This is a genomic window from Actinomyces sp. ICM47 (assembly GCF_000278725.1).
Lineage (GTDB): Bacteria > Actinomycetota > Actinomycetes > Actinomycetales > Actinomycetaceae > Pauljensenia.
On sequence record NZ_ALCA01000047.1, the window covers coordinates 1 to 22,982 of the forward strand.

The following is a 22,982-nucleotide window of genomic DNA, read 5'->3' on the forward strand; positions in this document are numbered from 1 at the left end:
TCGTCGATAACGGCTCGGGGGACGACTCCCTCGACGTCCTCGCCGCCCACCTGCCCGAGCTGCGTGCGCTCGCGGGCAGACGCCCCGGCGTGGGCGGTGCTGACGTCGAGATCGTCAACGCGGGCGTCAACGATGGCTTCGGTGCGGGCGTGATGGCTGGAGCCTCCGACCTGCGTGAGGGTGCTCTCGTCCTGCTCAACAACGACGCGACGGTCCGCGAGGGTTTTTTGGACGCGCTCCTGGCTCCGCTCGGCGACCCGATGGTGGGGGCGACGACCGCGCTCATCCTCCTGGCCGGGCGCTACCGCGAGGCGCGCGACGGCGAGGCCGTAGCCCTGAGCGGAAACGGTCCCACGCGCTGGGTGCGGCTCAGCGACGACGAGGCCCGGGCCGGTCTGGGCACGATCCTGGTCAATTCGACGGGGAACGTCGTGGACGGCGCGGGCAACGGGCAGGACCGCGACTGGCTGTGCCTCGCATCCGAGCTCGATGCCCCGGCCGAGGTCTTTGGCATCTGTGGGGGAGCGTGCGCGATTCGCTCCGACGCCTGGGAGGAAGTCGGCGGCATACGAACCGACCTGTTCATGTACTACGAGGACACGGACCTGTCCTACAAGCTCCACGAGGCCGGATACAGCGTGCGTTTCGTGCGCGAGGCCGTGGTTGATCACGAGCACGCGGCCTCCTCGGACGCGACTTCGCCGATGTTCACCCGTGTTAACGCGCGCAACCGACTGATCGTCGCGGCTGAGCACGCGGCCTGGTCGGTGGTTGCCAACGCGCTGGCTCGCTCCATCGTGCGCGCCGCGCGCGAGGGCTTCCACGGTCCGGCGGCTCATGGCATCGCCCAGGGCATCGCCGCGATTCCGACCGCGCTGCGTCGGCGCCACGCGCGTCGAACACGTCGTGGTGGGGCACATTTACGGTGATTCCTTGTCACAAAGGAAACGCTGGAAAGTGAGTAAAGATACAGAGCTGCGGCAAGGGATGAGTCACTCCTCGGTCAAGTCCGATCCCTGTAGGCGCTAGACTGACGAACATGACACAGACGAATCCGCTGGTGCGTAAGTTCGCGAAGGGTGCCTCCTACCTCAAACGACACGGGGGTCGTATGACGACCGCTCGTCTCTTGCAGGGCTTGGGCAATCAGATTGCAAACTCAGGCAAGGGAAAAGGCAAGGCGCAGTACCCCCTCGGGATGCTCGTCAAGTTCTCTGACGCCGCCGCCCTCGACTGGGTAAGCGAGCCTCACTGGAAGAAGAACCCGCGCACCGTCGGTGAGGGTCCGTTCGTTACCGCGTGGATCATGTCTCCCCCCGGCGAGTCCTCCGGTGGGCACCAGAACATCTTCCGTTTCCTGTCCTACCTGGAGGCGGCCGGTCACACCGTCAAGATCTTCCTCTACTGGTCGCAGGCGATCCCTGTCGACGCGGATCGCGTGCGCGAGATGGTCGAGCGTTCCAGCAACTACCCGTCCCTGAAGGCCACTTACGCCCTCTATGACCCGACAGTCGGCGTCGGCGATGACGTTGACGCGATCTTCGCGACCGGCTGGGAGACCGCCTACCCCGCCTACCTGGATCGTTCCAACGCTCGTCGCTTCTACTTCGTCCAGGACTTCGAACCCTCGTTCTACCCCGTTGGATCCGAGAACCAGCTCGCGGAGAACACGTATCGCTTCGGTTTTGAGGCCTTCACCGCCGGTAAGTGGCTGGCCACGAAGCTTCACGACGAGTACGGCATGACGACTCACCCCTTCGACTTCGCCGCAGAGATGACGCTCTACAAGCGTACGAATGACTCGCGGCGCAAGGACGTCTTCTTCTACGCGCGTCCGGTCACGATGCGTCGTGGATTTGAGCTGGGGTGCATGGTGCTGGCCGACGTCAAGAAGCGTCGTCCGGATATCCGCATTCACATGGCCGGGTGGGACGTGTCGGAGTGGAAGGTTCCTTTCGAGTACGTCAACCACGGAGCGATGAAGCTCGAAGAACTCGCTCCGCTGTATAACCAGTGCGCCGTCGCGCTCGTCATGAGTCTGACGAACCTGTCGCTGCTCCCGCTCGAGCTGGCGTCGTGCGGCACAATCCCCGTCGTCAACGATGCCCCCAACAACCGTCTCGTCTCGGATAACCCTGCCATCGACTACGTGCCGCTCTCGCCCGGCGCTATGGCCGGGGAGATCATTCGGATTGTGGACGCGCAGGATCAGGTGGAGCGTTCGCGTGAGGCTGCTGCCTCCGCGACGACTCTGAGCTGGGAGGACTCGGGACGTACGTTCGTCGCCGATTTTGAGGAGGCCATGAATGCCTAACATTCTGGTGGTCGGAGGAAACGGATTCCTCGGATCTCACTTGGTTGATGCCCTCGCCGCCGAGGAAGGCACGTTCATCCGAGCCTTCGACATGTTCGGCAGTGGAGAACACTGGAAGGCTGAAGGAGTCGAGGCCTTCGATGGTAACTTCCTGAACCGGGATGACGTGGCGCGCGCCGTGCAGGGCATGGATATCGTCGTGCACATGCTGTCCACGACGGATCCCGCGACGGCGGAGAACGATCCGACGCTGGACGTGCGCACGAACATCCAGGGCAGCATCGATCTGTTCCGCGCCTGCGTCGAGGCCGGGGTGAGTCACGTCTACTACGCATCGAGTGGTGGCACGATCTACGGCGACCAAGACAAGGAAAGCTACAGCGAGGACGACCGTACGCTTCCGGTATCGCCCTACGGCATCGGCAAGCTCACCATCGAGAACTACATGCGTTTCTTTGCGCGTAAGTACGATCTGAATTCGACGTCGCTGCGCATCTCGAACCCCTACGGTACTCGGCAGAACCCGCACAAGCGCCAGGGCATCATCCCGATCTTCCTGCGTCACATCCTGAACGGTGAGCCGCTGACGGTCATGGGTGACGGCTCCATGTTCCGCGACTACATTTATGTCGAGGACTTCGCGACGATGGTCTCCACGATGATCCAGCGCGGTGCGTCTCGTTCCGTCTACAATATCGGCTCGGGCTGCAAGACGACGGTCTCTGAAATCGTGGCCTCTATTGAGCGCGTGACCGGGGCGACGCCGGAGATCCAGCATGTCCCCACGCCCTCGACCTATCTTCTCGGATCCGTCCTTAACACGGAGCGAGTGAACAACGAGTTCGGCCCCTTCACAATGACGTCGCTCGACGAGGGGATCGCGAAAACATGGCAGGAGATTCAAGCGCATGGTTACTAAATCGGACTACATCGAGGCGAAGGACGCGTCACTGGACGCGAGTGTCGTCATCCTGACCTACAACGGTGAACAGCACATCGACGAGATCCTCGCCTCGCTGACCACCCAGCGTTTTGACGGCACCTACGAGATCCTCGTCATCGACTCGGGTTCGACCGACTCTACGCTCGACCTCATCGCCAAGTACCCGTCCGTGCGTCTCGTCCAGATCCCTAACAGCGAGTTCGGCCACGGCAAGACCCGCAACCTCGGCGCGCACCTGGCCAAGGGCCGTATCGTCGCCTACCTGACGCACGACGCAACCCCGGCCTCGGACAGGTGGCTTCACGAGATCACTGCGCCCTTTAAGATCTCCGACCGGATTGTCGCCGTCATGGGGTCACAGATTCCGCGCTCCGACGCGTTCCCGCTGCTGCGCTACGAGATCAAGGGCGTCTTCAACGGCTTCGGACCGGGCTTTGGCACCACCCTGTTCTACGAGGACGACTTCATTCAGGACGAGGGTGTGCGCAACGCCGTCACCTTCTACTCCGACGTCAACTCCGCCGCCCGCAAGGATATTCTGACCGGCGAGGTTCCCTACCGCGACGTCTCCTACGCCGAGGACCAGCTCCTGGGCCGCGACGTCATTTCTGCTGGATACATCAAGGCCTACGCGCCCCGCGCTGCCGTCCTGCACTCTAATGAGATGACCGTCTCCGAGTACGATGACCGCATGTTCGAGGAGACCCAGGGGCTGCGCGAGGTCGGTATCGACGTCGCGATGCCCTCGATCCCCACGGTCGTGCGCATGGTCACGACTGGTATCCTGAAGGACGCGCTGCGCCTGGCGCGTGACCGCGAGGTAGGCAAACGCCGCAAGATCAGCGGCTTCTTCCTCAACCCTGCGTACCACGTGCAGAAGTGGAGGGGCGTGCGCCGGGGCGTTCGCTCCCCGCTCAAGCGCTATGGTCAGTAAGGGACCAGACGGTCAGATATAGTGAGTTGATATGACTGAATCAACGACCCCTTCCCCCGGGTCCTCTCTCGCGCTCCGCGTGGAGCGTATCGAGGCCCAACCCCTGCGAGAGCTGGGTGACAAGAGCGGCCTGGTGGGCGGCACCAAGCGCGCCTTCGCTGACATCTGGAAACGCCGCGAGCTGCTGCGTCTGCTCATCAACCGTGAGCTCAAGGCACGCTACAAGGACTCGAACCTCGGCTTTGTGTGGTCCCTGTTCAAGCCCCTGTCGCAGCTGCTCATTTACTTCATCGTTATCGGGCAGTTCCTGGGCGCGTCACGAGGCATCCCGTCCTTCGCGATCTTCGTGTTCACGGGCCTGACGGCGTGGGGCTTCTTCCTGGAAACCGTCACCGGCGGTACCGGGTCAATTGTCGCCAACTCCGGTTTGGTGAAGAAGGTTTACCTTCCGCGCGAGATTTTCCCGCTCTCGACGCTGGGAACGTCAGCGGTGAACTCGGCGATTCAGCTGGTCATCCTGCTGGGCGCCATCGTGGTGACGGGGGCTATCCCGTCGCTCGCGCAGCTGGCCTACCTGCCGCTCGCTCTCGTCGTGCTGGTCGTGTACGCGACCCTGTTCGCGCTGCTTCTGTCCGCGCTCAACGTCTACATGCGCGACATCCAGCACCTCATTGAGGTCATCACCTTCCTGGCGTTCTGGGCTTCGCCGATCGTCTACTCCTACAGCTACGTGCAAAAGGCACTGGCTGTGAACTATCCGGTGGCGCATGAGATCTACCTCGCCAATCCCGTGACGTTGGCGATCCTCGGATTCCAGCGTTCGCTGTGGGCGGCGGGTATTGATCAGCCCTACCCCGTGCACCTCATGATCCGCCTAGCCGTTGCGGCGCTGATCGGCATCGTCCTCATCTTCGGAGCGCACCGCGTCTTTGCCCGCCTCGAAGGTAACTTCGCTCAGGAGCTCTAATGTCAATGCCTGAAGTCGTCCGCGTTCAGGACGTTTCCAAGGTTTTTAAACTTCATCGGGACACCTCGGTCAAGGACCGTGTGCTGCACTCCTCGCGCGCGCGGGTGGAAGAGTTCCGCGCCCTTGACAACGTGAACGTGGACGTGTCCCTCAACGAATCCGTGGGCCTCATGGGCCACAACGGCTCCGGCAAATCCACCCTCCTGAAGATCATGGGGTCGATCATCCGCCCGACCAGTGGTCGTGTGACGACCCGCGGGCGCATGGCCGCTCTGCTCGAACTCGGTGCCGGTTTCCACCAGGATCTGACGGGACGCGAGAACGTCTTCCTTAATGCCTCGATCCTGGGCATGACGCGCGCCGAAACCGAAGCCTGCTTCGATGAGATCGTTGCCTTCTCCGGCATCGAACAGTTCATCGACACGCAGGTGAAGTTCTACTCCTCGGGCATGTACGTGCGCCTTGCATTCGCGGTCGCCGTCCACTCCGACCCTGACGTCCTCCTCGTCGATGAGGTCCTCGCGGTCGGCGACGAACCCTTCCAGCGTAAGTGCATGGACAAGATCCACTCCTTCCAGACGGAGGGGCGCGCGATCGTCCTGGTTTCTCATTCCGCCGAGCAGGTCGAGTCCGTGTGTACGCGAGGCGTCGTCCTCGACCACGGCAAGCTCGTCTTCGACGGCTCGACCTCGGATGCCGTGCGTATCCTGCGCGAGGGTTTCCAGCGCGATGCTCTCATCGCCCCCATCCACACGGAGGAGACGGGTGTCATCTCGATCCGAGACATCGCGATGACGGATCAGGGTGGAGAACCCATCCGCGTCGCGCGGACGGGCGACACGATCTGCATCCGCATAGACTTGACCGCGTCCAAGCGCATTGAGGACTGGGTGACGGCCTTCTCGCTGGATACTAACCTGGGGCAGAAGCTGCACTACTACAACTCCCGTAACTCCGGGGCGACCCTGCCGGCCATCGAGGGCGACGCGACGGTGATCATCACCGTGCCGACCCTGACTCTGGGCGAGGGTATGTACCGGATGAACGTGTCGATTGACGACGCGGGCGGTCAGCCCTTCGCTCAGCGAGACGGAGCATGGGACCTGGTCGTCCAAGGAAACGGAATTGGCTCGGGGCCGGTGGCACTGGATTCGTCTATCGTCGTCGAGTCCTGATACGACGCCCACGCCAACCGCGATCTGTTCTTGCGATCACCTCCGTGCTGACGTACGGCATAATGGTGGCAGAGGCGATCGCACTCGACAACACAACCCGACACGCCCCCCCGGGCGCGCAAAGGAGAAAACCCATGAAGATCGTTGTGACCGGCGGTGCCGGCTTTATCGGAGCGAATTTCGTTCACACGCTCCTTGAGGATCATCCGGATGTCGACGTCGTCGTCCTCGATAAGTTCACCTATGCGGGCAACCGCGCGTCCCTGACTGACGTTCCCGCCGAGCTCGCCTCGCGCCTGACCGTCGTCGAGGGCGATATTGCTGACGCCGATCTGGTCGACGGCGTCGTCGCCGGGGCGGACGCGGTCGTCCACTTCGCGGCTGAGTCCCACAACGACAACTCGCTGCTGGATCCCTCGCCTTTCATCCAGACGAACCTGGTGGGTACCTTCACCCTGCTGGAGGCCGTGCGCCGCCACAAGGTGCGCTTCCACCACATCTCCACCGACGAGGTGTACGGTGACCTGGAGCTGGACGATCCCGCGAAGTTCACGCCGACCACGCCCTACAACCCCTCCTCGCCCTACTCCTCCTCGAAGGCGGGTTCCGACCTGTTGGTGCGCGCGTGGGTGCGTTCCTTCGGCGTTGAGGCAACGATCTCGAACTGCTCGAACAACTACGGTCCCTACCAGCACATCGAAAAGTTCATTCCCCGCATGATCACGAACCGCCTGCGCGGCGTGCGCCCCCGCCTGTACGGCGACGGCCTGAACGTGCGCGACTGGATCCACGTGCGCGACCACAACACGGCTGTGTGGGACATCCTGATGAAGGGCCGCATCGGTGAGACCTATCTGATCGGCGCGAATGGTGAGACGAACAACCGCGACGTCGTTGCCATCCTCAACGAGCTGATGGGCTACGCCCCCGACGATTTCGATCACGTCAAGGACCGCCCGGGGCACGACCTGCGCTACGCGATCGATAACTCGAAGCTGGTGACCGAGCTCGGCTGGGAACCGAAGTTCACGAACTTCCGCGACGGCCTGGCCGACACGATCGCCTGGTACACCGATAACGAGGCCTGGTGGGCTCCCCTCAAGGAAGCCGTCGAGGCGAAGTACGCCGCCGAGGGGCACTGATCTCTTGGCTAGCATGATCGAAGACGGCGCCATGCCTCGTCCGCGCGTCACCGTCCTCATGGCCACCTATAACGGGATGGCCGAGGCCGGGGCGTGGCTGGATGAGCAGGTGGACTCCGTGCTCGCTCAGGCGGGGGTGGACGTCTCTCTTGTCGTCTCCGATGACGCGTCGACGGACGCGACGCGCTCCCATCTTGAGGAGCGTGCCGCGTCCGATCCGCGCATCACCATCTTGCCTCAGCGCGACGGTACCCCCGGGGTAACGGGCAATTTCCTGCACCTGTTTACGACGCATGTGCCCGACGGTTCCTTCGTGGCCTTTACCGACCAGGACGACGTGTGGCACGAGGATAAGCTCAGCTCTCAGCTTGCGTTGATGGCGTCCACGGGCGCTGACGTGGTTTCTTCTAACGTCACGGCGTTTGAGTCGCTGCCTGGCGGCGGGGTGGGGGAGCGTCGCCTCATTCGTAAGTCTCAGCCGATGCGCGCGTGGGATTTTCTGTTTGAAGCCGCCGGCCCCGGCTCTACGTACGTGTTTTCACCTGACGCGCATCGTGTGCTGGCCGAGGTGATTGAGCGCCTAGACTATTCGCAGATCGGCGTGCACGACTGGTACGTGTATGCGCTCGCCCGCGCGATTGGGCTGACGTGGGTGATCGGGGAGGAACCGACGCTGGAGTATCGTCAGCACAGCGCGAACGTCCAGGGTGCGAATTCTGGGGCTGGTGCGCGCGACGCCCGCATGGCGAAGCTGCGTAACGGTTTCTACCGCAACCAGTTCATCCTGATCGCTCGCGCCGCACTGCAGGTGGGTACGTTTGATGCCCCGCGTCGCATCGAACTGGCCACGATCCTGCGCGAGCTTGAGACCGACAGCCAGTGGGCCCGCCTGCGCTTCGCTCTGCGCTGGCCACAGATTCGGCGCGACCGCACCGAGGGCATGAAGCTCGCGGCCGCTCGTTTTCTGCGCGTCTGGTAAGTGAGTGAGCGGCCGCGCTGCGCTCCCTTTAGCGTGAGTAGACGACCAGTCCAGCGTCGACGGCCTCGGTGGTCAGAATCTGTGGAAGCTCCCGGGGTGACACGTATGTCGGGTCAATGATCACGACCGAGCGCCCCGCCATCCACTGATCGAGCACCTGTCCAGCACCTGTGCGAGCCTCCCAGAGCAACGCCACGCGTTGTCCGTGCAGGTTAGCGGGTGGACGCAACCCAGCCAGGGCCTCGTCGCGCGCAGCCTGAAGCGTCGGGGGAGTGTCGACGATCAGGGAGTCCGGTTGCATCGCGATTTCTGCGAGAGCATCCAGGGCACCACCGAGTTCGCCATTCCATGCGAAGGACAGGTACGTAGGTGCCTGGGCCAACACGTGAGCACCGCTCTCAAGGGCGGTGTTTGCCTCGTCGTTCAGAGAGTTTGTCACCAGGAGGTCTCCGGGCAGCGGGCGACGCGTATCGAGGTACTCCCAGCCCATGGCCCTGGCCGCGATTTGCCAGAGGACATCCTGCCACGGCTGGAGGGACGTGTAGATACGGGCCGGTGTTGGTTCACCTGAACCGAAGAGGTCGGCAGCGATTTCAGTTGTTAAGTAATTAGCGACTTTGGAGAGCCAGCGGGCGACCACGGGGCCGCCCAGCTCGACTCGCACCTGGCCATATTGAGTCAGCGCAGGCCCTGACCATGCGTTAACCACGCCGATGAGTGAAGAGAGCCTGGTCACATTAAATTCAGAAGAATTCCCCATAGTCGTGAGTATATCGAAGGTCCCACGCTTTCCGTTTAACAGGTAACTGTGAAGTCGTTACAAAACTGTAAGCATTTACCGGCGGGTCAGGTGCTACTCTTGAGGTCTCAATAACGCGAAACAGCTTGACTTCCTGCATTGACACGCGTGTAATTCTCGTATTGATCGATTCGTTATAAGGAGCTCCCGCAATGTGGAACATCTTCGGTGACGGACCTCTCGAGTGGTCCGAGGACGCCGACGCGGTGCTGTACGCCCGTATCGACGGCCCCCTTGCGTGGCAGCAGCACGCGCTGTGTGCTCAGACGGATCCCGAAGCTTTCTTCCCCGAGAAGGGCGGCTCCACTCGCGAAGCGAAGGCAGTTTGTCAGGCCTGCCAGGTTCGCGAAGATTGCCTTGAGTATGCCCTCGCTAACGATGAGCGTTTCGGCATTTGGGGTGGCATGTCGGAACGCGAGAGGCGGCGCTTGCGCCGTATGGCCGGTTGAGTCCCGCTTCGCGTGCCGTCGGCGCGATCCTTGTCACCAGGGGGGACGCGCCGCTCACTCAGTCCGTTCTGCGGGCCATCGAGAATCAATCGATGGCCCCGCGTTCGCTTACCATCATCGACGTTGCAGGCCGTCGTGTCACACCGTTTCCCGCCGACCGCGTACCCCGTGGGGCCGAACTCGTGCGCGTCGGACGCGCGCGTAATCTGGGCGACGCGATCCGCCGTGCGTACGCTCAAGGTGCCCCCTTCGCTTCCGAACCCTGGTGGTGGATCCTCCACGATGACTCCGCCCCCGAGCCAGAGTGCTTGAGCGAACTCGTTCAGGCGGGTACCGTCGGCAAGACCGTGGGTGCCGTCGGTGTGAAACAGCTGTCGTGGGACGGCTCGCGCCTGCTGGAACTGGGTATCTTTGCGACGGCAAGTGCGCGTCGCCTGGAGCGTATCGGCGACGATGAGATTGATCAGGGCCAGTATGACGGCACGACCGACGTCCTCGGCGTCGGCACGGCGGGTATGTTCCTGCGCGCCGAGGCGTATGACGCCATCGGTGGATTCGACCCCGCTCTAGGACCCTTCGGCGACGGCCTCGACATGGGCCGACGCCTTCACCTGGCCGGGTATCGCGTCATCGTGGCTCCCCGAGCCCGCGTGCGCCATGCCCGCACGTCGATGACTCCCGGGATCGACCCGACCCAGGCCTCGGCTCTGTGGGAGGACGCTGATAGTCCCGAGGCCGTGGCTCGGCTCGCCTCCGCGCAAGCCAAGTCGTTCCGTCGGCGTCGCTCCGCCCAGATGTACAACTGGTGCAAGGCCGTACCCGCTCTTGCCCTTCCGTTCCTTGCCCTGTGGCTTCTCCTGTGGACTCCCGCGCGTGCCCTGGGGCGCTTCGTCACCGGGCGAGCCACCCTGGCTCTGCCTGAAATTGCCGCGTTGCTCTCTCTCATGGCTGCGACACCGCGTCTTCTCGCTGGCAGGGCTCGCGCCGCGCAGTCGCGTACGGTGCCGCGTTCCTCGCTGCGTGCCCTTGAGATCGCGCCCGCGGCCCTGCGCAAAGAACCCGCCGGTGAGGAAGAGGACGACAACGGCGAGCGTATCGATCCCCTGGTCGTCGCATCCATGCGCAGCTACCGGATCCGATCCGCGTCGACCGGGCTGGCACTCCTCATTGTGACCTCGATGATTGCGGGTCTCCAATGGTGGGGTGCCGCATCTGGACTCGTCGGCGGAGCCTGGGTCTCCCTGCCCGCCTCGTGGTGGGATCTGTGGAGCGCCGCGTGGGCCGGGTGGATTCCCGGCGGCGATGGATACGCCGGGGGAGCCGATCCGCTGACCGTCCTCATGGCGCTGCTCAGTGCTCCCGTCGCGCCTCTGGGAGTCACGCCAGGTGCGGTGGCGACTTTCCTGCTCGTCGCGTCATCGCCGCTTGCCGCGATGGCCGCATGGGTGCCCACCCGTTGCCTCACGACTTCGCTGCGCGTGCGCTTCCTCGTGTCCCTCGCGTGGGCGCTGTCCCCGGCTCTGCTCATGAGTGCGGCACACGGGGTCCTGGCCGGAACCCTCGCGCACGTTGCCCTGCCGATTCTGGCCGCGTACTGCGTGTCTGCCGTCGCACCCCTCATGGTCGCGAGTGCCTCCGGTGTCGAGGCAGCGCCGACCAATCCACGCGGCGTGAACGCAGGCTGCGCGGGCCTGGCCGTCCTCGTCCTGGCCTGCTGCGCCCCGTGGACTCTGCCGCTGAGCGTCGCGGCGCTCATGTGGAGCTCGCGCCGGCGGAGCATCGTCGCCCTGCCCGCGGCTGTGGTCGTCGCTCCTACCTACTTGAGCATTCTTGTTCACCCGTCGGCGTGGGTGGCCCTGACCTCGACGACCGGTGGGGTCCACGCGTACACTCGCGCGTCCTCGTGGTTCGCTTTCCTCGGAATGCCGGCTGCCCCTCAGAGCACACTCGATCTGATCGCTTCCGGCGTCCTTGGTGGAGGTGTCGCGCTCCTTGCTCTCCTGGCCGTCGCGCGTCATCGCACGACCGCCCTTGTGACGGCGCTGAGCGCCGCGCTCGTTGCCGCGCTGTGTGGATGGGCAGCCTCGCACGTCGGGGTCGGACTCGATGGCGCCCTCGTCGCCTCAGCCTGGACATCCCCCGCCTTCTCGGTGTCCTTCGGACTGCTCCTGCTCGCCGCTAGCCAGCTCATCGCGCCGATGAAGGACGAGGACGGCGAGCGCCTCGCGTGGGATGCCTCGGTTTCTGTTCTCCGGCGGGGAGGCACAACCCTTCTTGCCCTGATCCTCGTCGGCATCGGTGCCACCCAGTCGGCGGTCTCGTTCGCGACCCGAGGAGATGCCTCCGACACTCCGACCTACGCGCTCGCCCAGCGTGAGACGGTCTCGCCGGTCGCGACACCCATCATCTCTGCGGTCGGTTCCCAAGCGCAGCGTTCGTCTCGTGCCGGACGCGTCCTCGTCCTCGACGGCGACCCCACGAATGGCACTGTCAATGCCGCCCTGTGGCGAGGGAACGGCCGATCCCTGACGGATGCCTCGCCGGCCGTGCGGGCACTCGCGCTGTCTCACGCCCGCGCAGGCGCGATCACCGGGACTCTTGACGATCCCGCTACGGCCTCGCTCGCGCAGGCCGCGTACACCCTGGTCGTCTACCCCGACGACGCGACCGTTGCGACGCTCGCCGCCCACGACGTTGACACGATTCTCGTGCCCTACGGTGCCAGCGGCGCACAGGCGCTCGCGTTCGGCCTCGACCGCGCGGGCGGCCTCGAGAAGGTCGGAACCACCAACAGCGGTATCGTGTGGCGCGTGCGCCCGAGCGCGCTCAAGCCCTCGCGCGTGCGCGTCGAATCCTCCGGCGGCATCACCACCGACGTTGGCTCCTCGCAGCTGCGCGTAGACGGCAACGTTGACGCGTCTGGCACCCTCGTCCTGGCCGAGCGCGCGGACTCCGGCTGGAGGGCCAGCGTCGACGGCGTGGCCCTGACGCCCACCGACCCGGTCGACGGATGGGCTCAAGCCTTCGACATGCCCGCCGCCGGTCACCTGACAGTGACCTACAGTGCCTGGTGGATCATTCCGTGGCGCGTCGGCGCGGGCATCTGCCTGGTGGTTGTGGCCGCCAGCGCCCTATCCGTGTGGAGGAAGAGATGACAACGCCCCGGACCGCCACCCTGGCCGCGCTCGGTGTCGCCGGGATTGCGGCCGCCGCGCTGGCCACCGGATCCCTGCTCGTCGGGTCCGCTCCCGCGAGCGTCGATGGTACCGCGCAGAGCGCGCACCCCTCGCAGGTGCAGCTCGCCTGTCCGACGGCCCTCGTGGATCCTTTTAACACCAGCAATGTCGCGACGGCCGCCACGTGGTCGTCCCTTTCGTCCGCTCCGATCACGCCCGCGCCGGCCTCGATCACGGGTACCGGCGGCGTCATCCCGACGGGCCTGACGCTTGTCGGCCAGGGCGGCGGTGAACTCGCAGGACTCAGTGCCGTCGGCTGCGCGGCCCCCCGCACCTCCCAGTGGATCGCGGTCGGTGCGACCACGTCGGGTGCTGACATGGTCCTCATTCTCTCCAATCCTGGCCCGACGGCTTCGGTCGTCAGTGTCGATGGCTACGGGGCGTTCGGTCCGCTCAATGCGGCTCCGCGTCAGGTGACGGTTGCCGCGAACTCGTCGGTATCTGTCCTGTTGGCAGGCTGGTTCCCCGATGAAAACTCCCTGGCAGTCCACGTGCAGGCCGACGGGGGAGGGGTCAGTGCCTGGGCTCAGGCGTCCCTCATGAACGGGGAGGTTCCCCAGGGCACGACGCTGGCCTCCGCGATTGCCCCCGCGACGACGCAGACGATCCTCGGCGTTGACCCCAAGGGCACGTCGCTGCTGCGCCTGGTGTCGCCCTCCGGGGATGCGCATGTGAGCGTATCGGTTGCAGATTCGACGGGCGTACATCCCCTGGGCGGTGGCAATGCTACCGTCGCCGAGGGGTCAACCTTGGAGATGCCTCTCGATGGTGCTTCGAAGGATTCCACTCCAATTGCCCTGATCGTCAGTTCTGATCGCGAGGTGGTTGCTCAGACGACCACGATCACGCTCGGTGCCCCGTGGGCGGAGCGTGCCAATGCGTGGATTATGCGCTCCAGCGCCGCGCCCGCCACCCTTCTGACCCAGGCTGTGATTCCGGGCCGCGCGTCGCTGGAAACCATGGCGTCTTCGGTCCTGTCGACGAAACCGATACGCCAGACATCGCTCGAGACCAAGTCCGGTGTCAGCTCGACGCACGCGAGCCTCCTGCTCTATGCGCCCGTCACAGACGGTGACGAGGCCGTGGCTCAGGAGAACGGCGACGGCGAGCAGTCGGCCGCTCCCACGCCCGCGGTGACCCCCAATATCTGGGCTTCCCCCTCGCCGAGTCCCACGCCGACCGGCGACGCGGGCGACGCGCAGTCCACCGGCGTCAGCGCATCGAGTCCTGGCGCTGTCCCCGTCACGCTCGGTGGCCGTACCCTCTACCTGGCACCCGGCGTTCCGACCCTGGTTGAGCTGCCCGAGGCAGCCGGACAGGTGAGCGCGCCCACGCCGATCCAGGCCGCCGTCGTCATTTCCGCAGACACCGCCGTGGGCCGCATGACGACCACGTGGAACGTCGGTACCGAGGGCATCAGCGCTGTCTCCGGATCCATCCGTACCGTCAACTGAGGTGCGGATGCCCGCACGTGGCTCTCGCGTGTGCCAGTGAACGACCGGGGTGCCTGCGCGCCGTCAATGCATCGCGTCGTCGATCTCGTCTGGCGGCAGCGCCAGGATATGGCTGATACGTTCCACGAGAACTCGCCTGGTCATCGTGCCCACCTCTTCGGGCGGGCAACGCAGGGTGATCGGCAGTCGATAGACGACGATCCGATCACGCAGGCCACGGCGTCGATCCGCCGGAAAAATACGGGCCACGACCACGTTATGCGATTCCCACGCTGCCGGATTTGACGGGGGAACATCCTCCACGGCGAATTCGATCGTCGCCACCTGCGGCCAGCGGCCGATCAGCTCGCTGACGAGGTCCGCGACCATGAGATCGAAGTCCTCTCGCCGTGTACGCCACGCCGGCGTCCCAGGGAAAAAGAGGGGTCCGCGGGGGCCCCGACCATGGCGGTCGCGGCTCATGACATGACGTCTGGTCGGAAACACTCCACCAGGGTAAAACTTTGGCGTGCTGGAGCGCGCGATACGGGCATAGAGTGTCGTACTCTTAGGTGCGTGATTGCCCAACGACACTGCTCGAAGCCCGGCTGCTCTGCCGTCGCTGTCGCTACCCTCACCTACGACTATCGTGATTCGACGGTCGTCGTCGGCCCGCTCGCCACCGTCGCCGACCCCAATTCCTACGATCTGTGCGACGAACACGCCCAGAACCTCAAGGCACCCCTCGGGTGGCAGGTCGTACGCCTGGCCACCAACTTTGAGCCGGCTCCGCCCTCGGTCGACGATCTGGCCGCCCTCGTCGACGCCGTGCGCAGGGTTGCGCAAGAAGCGAAGCACGCCCCGGCCTCGTCCTCCGAGAAGCGTTCGACGCGCACCGGCCCCTTCAACTCTGCACGTTCGGTGGGAAGGCCTGACACGTCCAGTCCCCTGGACCCCTCCAGCCCCTACGCGCGAAGGCGCGCCCAGTTCACCGTCGTCGACGGCGAGGACGGCGCAAGCGACGACTGAACCCTAGAGGCCAAAGCGTGCCTGTGTGGCCTCGTGGAAACGCTGCCGTCCGCGGGCTCGGCGCTCGACCTCGCGCGTCCACACTCGATCCCTGCGGGCAACCAGCACGGCGGCAATCACAAGCTCAGGGTGGAGTCCTTCAGGCAGTGGAGTCTGGACGCGCGCGGACAAGCGGTCTGCGAGAGAGGTGGCAACCTGTTCCCTCAGAACCGGGTTGAGGCCCCTGTTCGTCCCGAGGAAGGCGCGCGCCTCGGCGACGAGTGCATCGTCGAGGGGCAGGATCGTCGCGGTGGCCCCCCACTGTTCAAGACCCGGAGGCATGATGAGCGGCGGGTAGAACACCGATGCGCCCTGCGAACACACCATCGTTCCCGCTGCGAGATCGCCCAGACGTTTGCCTTTCGCGTTGAGCATTTCCGCCGCGAAGGCGAGGCCGCCCGCCAACATCCAGTTTTCGACGACCCCGGCCCCGACTCGGACCGCGCTGTGGCGGGCAGTCACCGGGCCGCCGTCGTCGCGTACGACGCGCAGGTTCAGCGCCCACTTACCCAGCGACCGCCCACGGGTCGCGATCTCAATGGCGAACGGAACGAAGAACGTGACGCTCGCGATCACGGCGATGAAGAAGACGCGCAGGGACGAATAGGACATCGTGCCCCACGACCGTGCGGTCAGCGCGAGGAGCAGAAACGCGCTTCCCATGTACACGGTCGCATCGAAGACGGCAGCGGCGAAGCGCTCCATGGGGGAGGCAGGCGTGACGTCGAGGCTCACCGCCTCGCCGGTGCGGACGTAATCGTCCTGAAGGGTGTCCGACTGACTGCGTTGCGCGCTCATATGTGACACGCTAGTCCAATGGACATCGATGTGCTGCGGGTAAGCGGAAAAGACGAGTGGAAGCGCCTCGACGAACTGACTCGTCAGCGTACGTTGAGTGGCACGGATATTGACGAGCTTGATCGGCTCTATCGATCAGCGACCACTGACCTGGCGCGGGTGCGCACGCACAGCCCCGACCCCGATGTGATCGCGGAGCTTTCCCGGCTCCTCTCGGCGGCCCGCGGGCGCCTCGCGGGCACAGGGGGACTCACGGGCCGCGTGATTGCGACGTTCTTCGTCGTCTCCCTGCCTCTGGCGCTCTATCGGATCCGGTGGGTGATCCTGGGCGTCATGGCGGCGTTCATCGCTCTGTGTGCGATCCAGGTGCACTATCTGATGACGACTCCTGAGGCCATGAACGAGCTGGGCAGCCCCGAGATGCTGAGGACCTACGCCAAGCAATCGTTTGTCTTCTACTACCATCAGGACACGCACCTGGAGTTCGGCATGTCCGTGTGGGCGAACAACGCCTGGATTGCCTTCCAGTCGATCATCTCCGGCATTACGGGCGTGTATCCGCTGTGGGTTCTGTGGCAAAACGCCACCTCGTTGGGCACGTCGGCTGCGGTGGTGTTCGAGTATGGGGGCGTGTGGCACTTCTTCCGCTTCATTTTGCCGCATGGTCTGCCTGAGCTGACGGCTGTGTTTATCTCGGTCGCTGCGGGACTCAGGATTTTCTGGGCGCTGCTTGTGCCGGGTGCCATGACGAGGTTCCAAGCTGTGGGGAAGGCCGCGCGCGAAGCAATGACGGTGGCGGTGGGATGCGCGATCCTCCTGGCTGGCTCAGGCTTCCTGGAGGGGTTTGTGACGCCCTCGTATGTCGTGCCGGACGCCGTGAAGATTGGCCTTGGAGTGGCGCTGACCGCGGCGGTGTGGGGGTACATCCTGATCCTGGGGCGGCGAGCGCACCGGGCCGGTGCCAGCGCGGATGTGGGCATCGACGCGGGCTACTACCAGCCGGTCGCTGGGTGAACGGACTGCGTGGCCTCATCCCTGTGTCCCAGGGACGAGGCCACGGTCACGCGGGTGCAGCCGCTTGGTGACGCTCGGGCTTAGAGTCGACCGCTCTTCTTGAGGTCAATGTAGCGGTCGGCCGTACGTGCGGGTAGCAGGTCTGCGGACGCCTGGAGGGTCAAGGCGCCGGCGAGACGCACGTCTGCTGCCCCGGCCTCGTCGGCGCGTTCGGCGAGCGCGGCAGAGGCAGCCAGGAAAACTTGTTCGGCGTCGCTTCGACCGCTCCTGGCCCTCAGCTCGTCGGGGTCGGTGGCTGACGCGACGAGCACCGTGTGGCGCTCGGCGAGGCGCGCTACCGCGTCCGTAAATTCGGTTTCCATGCCGGCGGGCGGGATTTTCGTGGCGAGGACGACGAAGGCGGGATGACGGACGGTTTGCTCGACCGCTGCCGCGGCCTCGGTCCAGTCGGTGACGTCGAGGCGCGGCGAAATATCCGTAAAGGCGTGCGCGAGTGACTCAATGATTTTCGCGCCGCGCACGCCGGACACGCGGGCGCGCACGCGCGAGTCCACGGCCAGGACGTGCACCTTATCGCCCGCGCGATCAGCCAGGGCAGCGAGGAGCAGAGCCGTCTCGATGGCAGAATCCAGGCGGGGCGCGCAGCCAAGTGCGATGGAGTCGACCTCCATGCGCACCGGTGCTCCCAGCAGCGCGGAGGAGGCGCGCCCGCAGTCAACGACGATCACGACATGACGGTCGCGTTCGGGGCGCCACTGGCGAACCATGAGTTCGGGGGAGCGGGCGGATGCCCGCCAGTCGATGTCGCGAGGGTCGTCGCCCTCGACGTAGGCGCGCAGGGAATCGAACTCGGTGCCGGCTCCGCGCAGCGTCGTCGGTGTGGTGCCTTCCAGTTCGTGCAGGCGCGCCAGACGCGAGGGCAGCAAGACACGCGCCTTGAACTCCGGCAGGACCGACAGGGTGAGTGGGGCCTTGAGTGAGACCTGGCGCGCGCCCAGGTGCAGCGGCCCCCAGGAACGGATGGTGACGACGTCCGCGTGGCGCGTGCCGCGGCGCGTGGGGGCCAGGATCGTGATGATTTTCTGAGACGAGCGTGTTCCAATGCGTACGCGATGGCGCGGCGGGGCGGGGTGCAAGGATGGCGGCCACGCGTCGCGCACGTCGAGGGTCATCGGCCGTTTCGTCGTGTTGGACAGACGCAGCGTCGCTTCGGTCGTCTGGTCGGCTCGGATCGGCCCGGTCACCTCACGCGTCAGGCGCAGGGTCCGCGGGGAAGGAGCACCGAGTGCGTCGAGGATGCACGCCGCGACGACGAGACCGAACCATGTCCACGCGAACGCCCGCGAGGGGGCGAACGCGAGGGGAATGAGTCCGGCGAGAACGAGGAGCGCGCTGCGCGCTGAGACGATCACGGGTCGCCTCAGCGGGGGACCGGGGTCGCAGCGAGAACACCCGAGATCACGTTGACCGCGGTAATGCCCTCGAGGTTCGCCTCGGCACGCAGTCCGAGACGGTGCGCGAGGGTCGAGGGAGCCATCGTCTTGACGTCGTCGGGGGTGACGAAGCCGCGGCCCTGGAGGAAAGCCCACACGCGCGAGGTGCGCAGCAGGGCGGTCGCACCACGCGGAGATACGCCCAGGCGGACAGCGGGGGACGTGCGGGTCGCCCGGCAGATGTCGACGAGGTAGGCCATGACGGCGGGAGCCACTTCCACGCGCGCGGCGGCCTCGCGGGCCGCGTGGAGGTCAGCGGCACCGGCGACCGGGCGGATCCCGGCCTCCTCCAGAGAGCGGGGGTTGAAGCCAGCCTGGTGGCGGGCGATGATGTCGATTTCGGCCTCGCGCGAGGGTAGGGGCAGTTCAAGCTTGAGGAGGAAGCGATCTAGCTGAGCCTCGGGAAGGGGGTAGGTTCCCTCGTATTCGACGGGGTTCTGGGTAGCGATGACCATGAAGGGCTCAGGCAGCGTGCGGGTTGCCCCGTCGATGGAAACCGTGTGTTCTTCCATGGACTCCAGGAGCGCCGACTGGGTCTTGGGAGGCGTTCGGTTGATTTCGTCGGCGAGGAGCAGGTTCGTAAACACCGGACCCTCACGGAAAACGAACTCGGAGCGTCCCGCGTCCCAAATCATGGAGCCGGTGATATCGGCAGGCATGAGGTCGGGGGTGAACTGGATGCGCGCCATGTTGACGTCGAGCGCGCGCGCCAGCGTTCGTACGAGGAGCGTCTTGGCCACGCCCGGCACGCCCTCGAGCAGGGCATGCCCGCCGGCGACGAGTCCGACGATGAGACCGGTGACCGCAGCGTCCTGACCGACGACGGCCTTGCCGATTTCAGCCTTGAGGGCCAGGAGGGCCTCCTGGGTGTTCTTCTCGGAGCTGCTGAGGGCTCGGCCTGACCAGCCTTCGCCCGTGGGCGCGGCGTATGAGACGGGTCCGCCCGCGCGCGCAGCCGACACGGGGATACCCGTCGGGGCGGGGTACGAGGCCGGGGATCCCTGGGGCGGGTAGGCGCCGGAAGGAGCAGACGGCGTCGGAGAACCCGACGTGGGCGTGCCACCCGCGGGGCCGTAGGGCTGGCGGGGGCCGGGGACGGGGTTAGTCATGGCGGATCTCCTTCTCAAAGGCGTCGAGGTCGTTGGCGAGTTGGACGAGGGCTGCTTCGTTGACGGGGGGCGGACCCCACAGGAGTGCCTCGTAGCGGGAGGGTGGCAGGCCTCGAAGCGTGAACGCCTGCGTGAGGGCGTTGCGATCCGCGCTGGTAGAAACTCCCAGCGACGAAGCGATGCGCGAGGCGCACGCGCTGCGTAGAGCCGACGCCGCGTGCCCGTATGCACGCTGCGTGCGTAGGAGACGTGCTTTGCCGATGAGGGTCTCGGCGGCGGGCACCTCGACGGGCAGACGCTCGGGCGTCAAGGGACCAAGCCTCCTGCCGAAAGCCAGGGCGAGGAGCGCAAGAGAACCCGCAACGGTGAGGAACGCGGGGGCGAGGTAGGGGGACTGAGTCGGCGTGGTCTCGGCTGGCGACACACCGTCGGTGCGGGACGCGATATACCAGGCGACCTTCGGGGTCCGCCCGATTGCGTTGAGCGCGAGAGCGGCGTTGCCTGCCTCCAGGATCCCTCGGTTACGCACCCGCACCGAATCGGGGATGACGGCGCGGAATCGGCCATCCTGGATTCGTTCGGCGTACGCGTAGGTCTCACCGTCCGCCGTGAAACACATCTGCCAGTTGGCACCCGCGCCGGACACGGAGTACCGGGACGGGATGATCTCCGCGGCCCGTCCCGCGATCTCCGACGCGCAAGCCGGTGTGACCTTCGTGCTGCTCGCAGGCCCGCGATCACCGGACAGTCCGTCTAAATAGGCGGGCGAACTCCCAAATTCTTCCTCCAGGCCGATGTAGACAACGTTGGCGCGCGTCTCCACATCCTGCTCGATGGTGTGCGACATGCGGGACGGAAAGACGACGACGAGCGTCGTATCCTCGCCCACCGTTGCCGCCTGCTTCGCGGTCACTTCACGCACCGAGACCCCGTGCTTCTTGAGAACCTGCGCGAGGGCTTGAGCGCCGTCACCCGTTGGGTTGCGAATGCCGACGGGGACGGCGTTCATACGTCCGTCAGGCAATGCGGCGAGCCCGAAGAAAACAAGGATCACGAAGGCGATAATCAAGAGCGCGGGGCGCGCTGCACTCGCGCGCTCGCGCGCCGTGGGCGTCACAACGTGAGTCGACGTGGCTTTCATGCGTGATCCTGCGCCTTTCGGCACTGAGCCAACAAAATGGGTGTCAGCTCGCGCAGCGCGTTGACGTCCTGCTCGGCAACAGACGAATGCCCGTAGCGCACGCGGTCGAACGTCCGTGCGTGGTGGCCGAGCGCAGTCCCCTGATCGGGAACGACGCGCGTTGCGGCAACCGCAGCTTCGCGCGCCGTCAAGCCCGGCGTCGCCGAGACGACCTCACACTCATCCAACCCAACGACCATCAGACGGTAGGCCCACACATAGGCGAGGTTCCAATCCTCGGCAGCCACGGCCTCGTCGAAGCGCCGACGAATATCCTCCTCGGTGGCCTCCACCTCGAAAACCGAGTGGGACGCGCGAATCCGCAACCGGATCGGGTTGAGGATCACCGCGATCAGGACGGCCGCGATGATAATGATCGCGAGGATCACCAGGATCAGGGGCATCGGCGGAGTATCGACCTCATGCCAGGTGAACGCGTTCGCGAGCTTGGTGAAGGCGGATTGGAGAAGACGCTTAAAACCGCTCGAATCGGTGTTGTAAACGGAGCGCGCGAGTTCTTCGCTCAGCCACGACTGGGCCTCGCCCTCGTCGGGCGTCAGGGGAGGATCGCACGCGAACACAGCCGACACCGCCTAGCCCTGGCTTGCGTGGGCGAGGAGGGGCGCGAAATTCTCCTTGCGGATCTTCTCGTCCACGTACATGAGGGTCTGGTACGCCGCCAGGATGGGGACCACGAGTGAGTAGGCGAGCATCTGGAGAGCCGAGATCACTCCGTATAGGATGATCGTCGACCAGACGTTGCTTGGCGAGGAGGGATCCCCGAGGATCGTGAACATGACAATCACGGCAATAATGCCGATGATCTGAACGATCATGCCCGCGATGAAGCCGACCACCACGTTGATCAGGATCACTCTGCCCAGAGTCACCCAGAACGACCCTGAGGTCAGCGCCCACGAGCGCTTAACGGCCTCGATGGGTCCCTTCTCCTCCAGCACAGCGCAAATCGGCGTGTACAGGAAGCGGATACTGATGACGTAGCTCACCAAGACCACGGGAAGCGCCAGAGCAAGCAACAGGCCAAATAAACTGAAGAATGCATCCGAGCCGGGCCAGCTGTACAGCGACATGAAGAACAAGATGACCAAGACCAGCAGGGGACTCCCGACCGCGAGCATCGAGAGGAACGAGGCCCCCAGCATCGACCAGAGTCGAGGTTTGACGAGCGCCCACGACTGCTTGAACGTGATTTTCTTGCCGATGACGAGCTGCGAGACGGCTACCGAGAGGACCCCGTCGAGCACGGTACCCGCCAGGAAGGAGCCAGCAAGAAGCGCGATGTAGCCGACGATCGTTGACACGACGGACATATAGGCGGAGTCGAGTAGAGCCTTGGAGGAGGCCTGCGGGTCCAGATCGCCCATCAACGACGTGAAAGAGAACAGCGGCAGCATGGTTCCCGCCAGGCTGAGCAGCGCCACGACAGTCATGACGATGATCGTGAAGCCGAACAGTACCGAGGGGTTCTTGCGCAGTGCGGAAAACGATCCGGAGAACAGGTCGGTGAGGGTGAGCGGGCGCAGCGGGATGATGCCGGGTTTGGGAGCCCAACTCCACGTGCCTGCCTGGCTGTAACCGGATGCGGTGGGAGCGCTGTTACCCGGTGTGTCGGGGGCCGCGTATGCGGGCTGGGGAGCGGCCACGCCTGCGGGGCCTGCGCCGGGCGGCGCGAAGGCGGGCTGGCCGGAGGGACCCGGGTAAGCGGGCTGGGGCGCCTGCGCAGCCTGCCCGTTCTGGGGTGGAACAGCGTCCGCGTGCCCCAGATCGTACTGGGTCGGATCGGGTGAGGTCCACGGGGAACTCATCAATACCTCCAGGTTGCCTGTGTTGTCCTGATCTCAATCCTGCCATAGGTGCGCAGCGTGCGAAACCTTATGACAGTGAGAAACGCTCGTGCCGCCGACGGAATCTTCTGCATCCATGACCGA

Annotated in this window: 21 protein-coding genes; 13 read left to right on the forward strand and 8 right to left on the reverse strand. The window is 65.1% G+C overall.

Translation table 11 applies throughout. The features are described 5' to 3' along the window. The 8 genes from HMPREF1136_RS03040 to HMPREF1136_RS03075 form a co-directional block, all read left to right on the forward strand. On the forward strand, positions 1 to 929 hold a 929-nt coding region (locus tag HMPREF1136_RS03040; protein WP_009647874.1), incomplete at its 5' end, for a glycosyltransferase family 2 protein. A 110-nt stretch (positions 930 to 1,039) separates the two neighbouring features. Further along, complete coding sequence (locus HMPREF1136_RS03045) at positions 1,040 to 2,314, forward strand: rhamnosyltransferase WsaF family glycosyltransferase (RefSeq protein ID WP_009647890.1); 1,275 nt, start codon at positions 1,040 to 1,042, stop codon at positions 2,312 to 2,314. After that, a complete protein-coding gene (locus tag HMPREF1136_RS03050) occupies positions 2,307 to 3,233 on the forward strand; it encodes an NAD-dependent epimerase/dehydratase family protein (protein ID WP_009647864.1) in 927 nt (308 codons plus the stop codon). Before HMPREF1136_RS03045 ends, HMPREF1136_RS03050 begins: the two co-directional genes overlap by 8 nt. Beyond that, positions 3,223 to 4,191 carry a glycosyltransferase family A protein gene (locus HMPREF1136_RS03055; RefSeq protein ID WP_009647868.1) on the forward strand — a complete coding sequence of 323 codons (969 nt, stop codon included), beginning with the start codon at positions 3,223 to 3,225 and terminating at the stop codon, positions 4,189 to 4,191. The genes HMPREF1136_RS03050 and HMPREF1136_RS03055 overlap by 11 nt, the downstream gene beginning before the upstream one ends. A gap of 31 nt (positions 4,192 to 4,222) precedes the next feature. After that, positions 4,223 to 5,158 (forward strand): ABC transporter permease, encoded by a 936-nt coding sequence (locus HMPREF1136_RS03060; RefSeq protein WP_009647873.1) that lies wholly within the window; start codon positions 4,223 to 4,225, stop codon positions 5,156 to 5,158. A gap of 5 nt (positions 5,159 to 5,163) precedes the next feature. Next, entirely contained in the window at positions 5,164 to 6,333 is a 1,170-nt protein-coding gene (locus HMPREF1136_RS03065) for an ABC transporter ATP-binding protein (RefSeq protein ID WP_232204166.1), read from the forward strand. Between the two features lie 134 nt (positions 6,334 to 6,467). Beyond that, positions 6,468 to 7,475: a dTDP-glucose 4,6-dehydratase gene (rfbB, locus tag HMPREF1136_RS03070; RefSeq protein WP_009647865.1), complete on the forward strand. Its 1,008-nt coding sequence runs from the start codon at positions 6,468 to 6,470 to the stop codon at positions 7,473 to 7,475. 13 nt (positions 7,476 to 7,488) lie between these two features. Beyond that, entirely contained in the window at positions 7,489 to 8,454 is a 966-nt protein-coding gene (locus HMPREF1136_RS03075; RefSeq protein ID WP_009647887.1) for a glycosyltransferase, read from the forward strand. 28 nt (positions 8,455 to 8,482) lie between these two features. Here the strand turns inward: HMPREF1136_RS03075 and HMPREF1136_RS03080 are convergent, their stop codons facing one another. Further along, the gene (locus HMPREF1136_RS03080) at positions 8,483 to 9,094 is read right to left on the reverse strand and encodes a hypothetical protein (protein ID WP_009647884.1); all 612 of its coding nucleotides are present in this window, start codon (positions 9,092 to 9,094) and stop codon (positions 8,483 to 8,485) included. A 311-nt stretch (positions 9,095 to 9,405) separates the two neighbouring features. Between HMPREF1136_RS03080 and HMPREF1136_RS03085 the strand changes: the two genes are divergently transcribed. The 3 genes from HMPREF1136_RS03085 to HMPREF1136_RS03095 are packed head-to-tail and all read left to right on the forward strand — an operon-like array spanning position 9,406 to position 14,392. Next, complete coding sequence (locus tag HMPREF1136_RS03085) at positions 9,406 to 9,702, forward strand: WhiB family transcriptional regulator (protein WP_009647886.1); 297 nt, start codon at positions 9,406 to 9,408, stop codon at positions 9,700 to 9,702. Continuing rightward, positions 9,699 to 12,857: a glycosyltransferase gene (locus tag HMPREF1136_RS03090; protein WP_034504646.1), complete on the forward strand. Its 3,159-nt coding sequence runs from the start codon at positions 9,699 to 9,701 to the stop codon at positions 12,855 to 12,857. Before HMPREF1136_RS03085 ends, HMPREF1136_RS03090 begins: the two co-directional genes overlap by 4 nt. Further along, positions 12,854 to 14,392, forward strand: coding sequence for a DUF5719 family protein (locus HMPREF1136_RS03095; RefSeq protein WP_009647881.1), 1,539 nt, complete (start codon positions 12,854 to 12,856; stop codon positions 14,390 to 14,392). The genes HMPREF1136_RS03090 and HMPREF1136_RS03095 overlap by 4 nt, the downstream gene beginning before the upstream one ends. 63 nt (positions 14,393 to 14,455) lie before the next feature. On the opposite strand, the gene HMPREF1136_RS03100 is transcribed toward HMPREF1136_RS03095, so the two are convergent. Next, positions 14,456 to 14,761, reverse strand: coding sequence for a metallopeptidase family protein (locus HMPREF1136_RS03100; RefSeq protein ID WP_009647891.1), 306 nt, complete (start codon positions 14,759 to 14,761; stop codon positions 14,456 to 14,458). A 186-nt stretch (positions 14,762 to 14,947) separates the two neighbouring features. On the opposite strand from HMPREF1136_RS03100, the gene HMPREF1136_RS03105 reads away from it, so the two are divergent. Beyond that, a complete protein-coding gene (locus HMPREF1136_RS03105) occupies positions 14,948 to 15,400 on the forward strand; it encodes a DUF3499 domain-containing protein (protein WP_009647866.1) in 453 nt (150 codons plus the stop codon). Between the two features lie 3 nt (positions 15,401 to 15,403). On the opposite strand, the gene HMPREF1136_RS03110 is transcribed toward HMPREF1136_RS03105, so the two are convergent. Beyond that, positions 15,404 to 16,237, reverse strand: coding sequence for an RDD family protein (locus HMPREF1136_RS03110; RefSeq protein WP_009647869.1), 834 nt, complete (start codon positions 16,235 to 16,237; stop codon positions 15,404 to 15,406). 18 nt (positions 16,238 to 16,255) lie between these two features. On the opposite strand from HMPREF1136_RS03110, the gene HMPREF1136_RS03115 reads away from it, so the two are divergent. After that, a complete protein-coding gene (locus HMPREF1136_RS03115) occupies positions 16,256 to 17,251 on the forward strand; it encodes a stage II sporulation protein M (RefSeq protein WP_009647893.1) in 996 nt (331 codons plus the stop codon). 80 nt (positions 17,252 to 17,331) lie between these two features. On the opposite strand, the gene HMPREF1136_RS03120 is transcribed toward HMPREF1136_RS03115, so the two are convergent. The 5 genes from HMPREF1136_RS03120 to HMPREF1136_RS03140 are packed head-to-tail and all read right to left on the reverse strand — an operon-like array spanning position 17,332 to position 22,859. Continuing rightward, the gene (locus HMPREF1136_RS03120) at positions 17,332 to 18,663 is read right to left on the reverse strand and encodes a DUF58 domain-containing protein (RefSeq protein WP_009647859.1); all 1,332 of its coding nucleotides are present in this window, start codon (positions 18,661 to 18,663) and stop codon (positions 17,332 to 17,334) included. Between the two features lie 8 nt (positions 18,664 to 18,671). Further along, positions 18,672 to 19,853, reverse strand: a complete 1,182-nt coding sequence (locus HMPREF1136_RS03125; protein ID WP_009647883.1) for an AAA family ATPase — start codon at positions 19,851 to 19,853, stop codon at positions 18,672 to 18,674. Next, on the reverse strand, positions 19,846 to 20,994 hold the full coding sequence (locus tag HMPREF1136_RS03130) for a DUF4350 domain-containing protein (RefSeq protein WP_009647876.1): 1,149 nt from the start codon (positions 20,992 to 20,994) through the stop codon (positions 19,846 to 19,848). The genes HMPREF1136_RS03125 and HMPREF1136_RS03130 overlap by 8 nt, the downstream gene beginning before the upstream one ends. After that, complete coding sequence (locus HMPREF1136_RS03135) at positions 20,991 to 21,623, reverse strand: DUF4129 domain-containing protein (RefSeq protein ID WP_156791832.1); 633 nt, start codon at positions 21,621 to 21,623, stop codon at positions 20,991 to 20,993. Before HMPREF1136_RS03135 ends, HMPREF1136_RS03130 begins: the two co-directional genes overlap by 4 nt. Positions 21,624 to 21,626: 3 nt before the next feature. Beyond that, a complete protein-coding gene (locus tag HMPREF1136_RS03140) occupies positions 21,627 to 22,859 on the reverse strand; it encodes a glycerophosphoryl diester phosphodiesterase membrane domain-containing protein (protein ID WP_009647894.1) in 1,233 nt (410 codons plus the stop codon). Positions 22,860 to 22,982: the final 123 nt, after the last annotated feature.

Coding starts and splice junctions, on each gene's coding strand:
- HMPREF1136_RS03045 (WP_009647890.1), top strand. CDS start 1,040: ATGACACAGACGAATCCGCTGGTGCGTAAGTTCGCGAAGGGTGCCTCC.
- HMPREF1136_RS03050 (WP_009647864.1), top strand. CDS start 2,307: ATGCCTAACATTCTGGTGGTCGGAGGAAACGGATTCCTCGGATCTCAC.
- HMPREF1136_RS03055 (WP_009647868.1), top strand. CDS start 3,223: ATGGTTACTAAATCGGACTACATCGAGGCGAAGGACGCGTCACTGGAC.
- HMPREF1136_RS03060 (WP_009647873.1), top strand. CDS start 4,223: ATGACTGAATCAACGACCCCTTCCCCCGGGTCCTCTCTCGCGCTCCGC.
- HMPREF1136_RS03065 (WP_232204166.1), top strand. CDS start 5,164: ATGCCTGAAGTCGTCCGCGTTCAGGACGTTTCCAAGGTTTTTAAACTT.
- rfbB (WP_009647865.1), top strand. CDS start 6,468: ATGAAGATCGTTGTGACCGGCGGTGCCGGCTTTATCGGAGCGAATTTC.
- HMPREF1136_RS03075 (WP_009647887.1), top strand. CDS start 7,489: ATGATCGAAGACGGCGCCATGCCTCGTCCGCGCGTCACCGTCCTCATG.
- HMPREF1136_RS03085 (WP_009647886.1), top strand. CDS start 9,406: ATGTGGAACATCTTCGGTGACGGACCTCTCGAGTGGTCCGAGGACGCC.
- HMPREF1136_RS03095 (WP_009647881.1), top strand. CDS start 12,854: ATGACAACGCCCCGGACCGCCACCCTGGCCGCGCTCGGTGTCGCCGGG.
- HMPREF1136_RS03100 (WP_009647891.1), bottom strand. CDS start 14,761: ATGGTCGCGGACCTCGTCAGCGAGCTGATCGGCCGCTGGCCGCAGGTG.
- HMPREF1136_RS03110 (WP_009647869.1), bottom strand. CDS start 16,237: ATGAGCGCGCAACGCAGTCAGTCGGACACCCTTCAGGACGATTACGTC.
- HMPREF1136_RS03115 (WP_009647893.1), top strand. CDS start 16,256: ATGGACATCGATGTGCTGCGGGTAAGCGGAAAAGACGAGTGGAAGCGC.
- HMPREF1136_RS03125 (WP_009647883.1), bottom strand. CDS start 19,853: ATGACTAACCCCGTCCCCGGCCCCCGCCAGCCCTACGGCCCCGCGGGT.
- HMPREF1136_RS03130 (WP_009647876.1), bottom strand. CDS start 20,994: ATGAAAGCCACGTCGACTCACGTTGTGACGCCCACGGCGCGCGAGCGC.
- HMPREF1136_RS03140 (WP_009647894.1), bottom strand. CDS start 22,859: ATGAGTTCCCCGTGGACCTCACCCGATCCGACCCAGTACGATCTGGGG.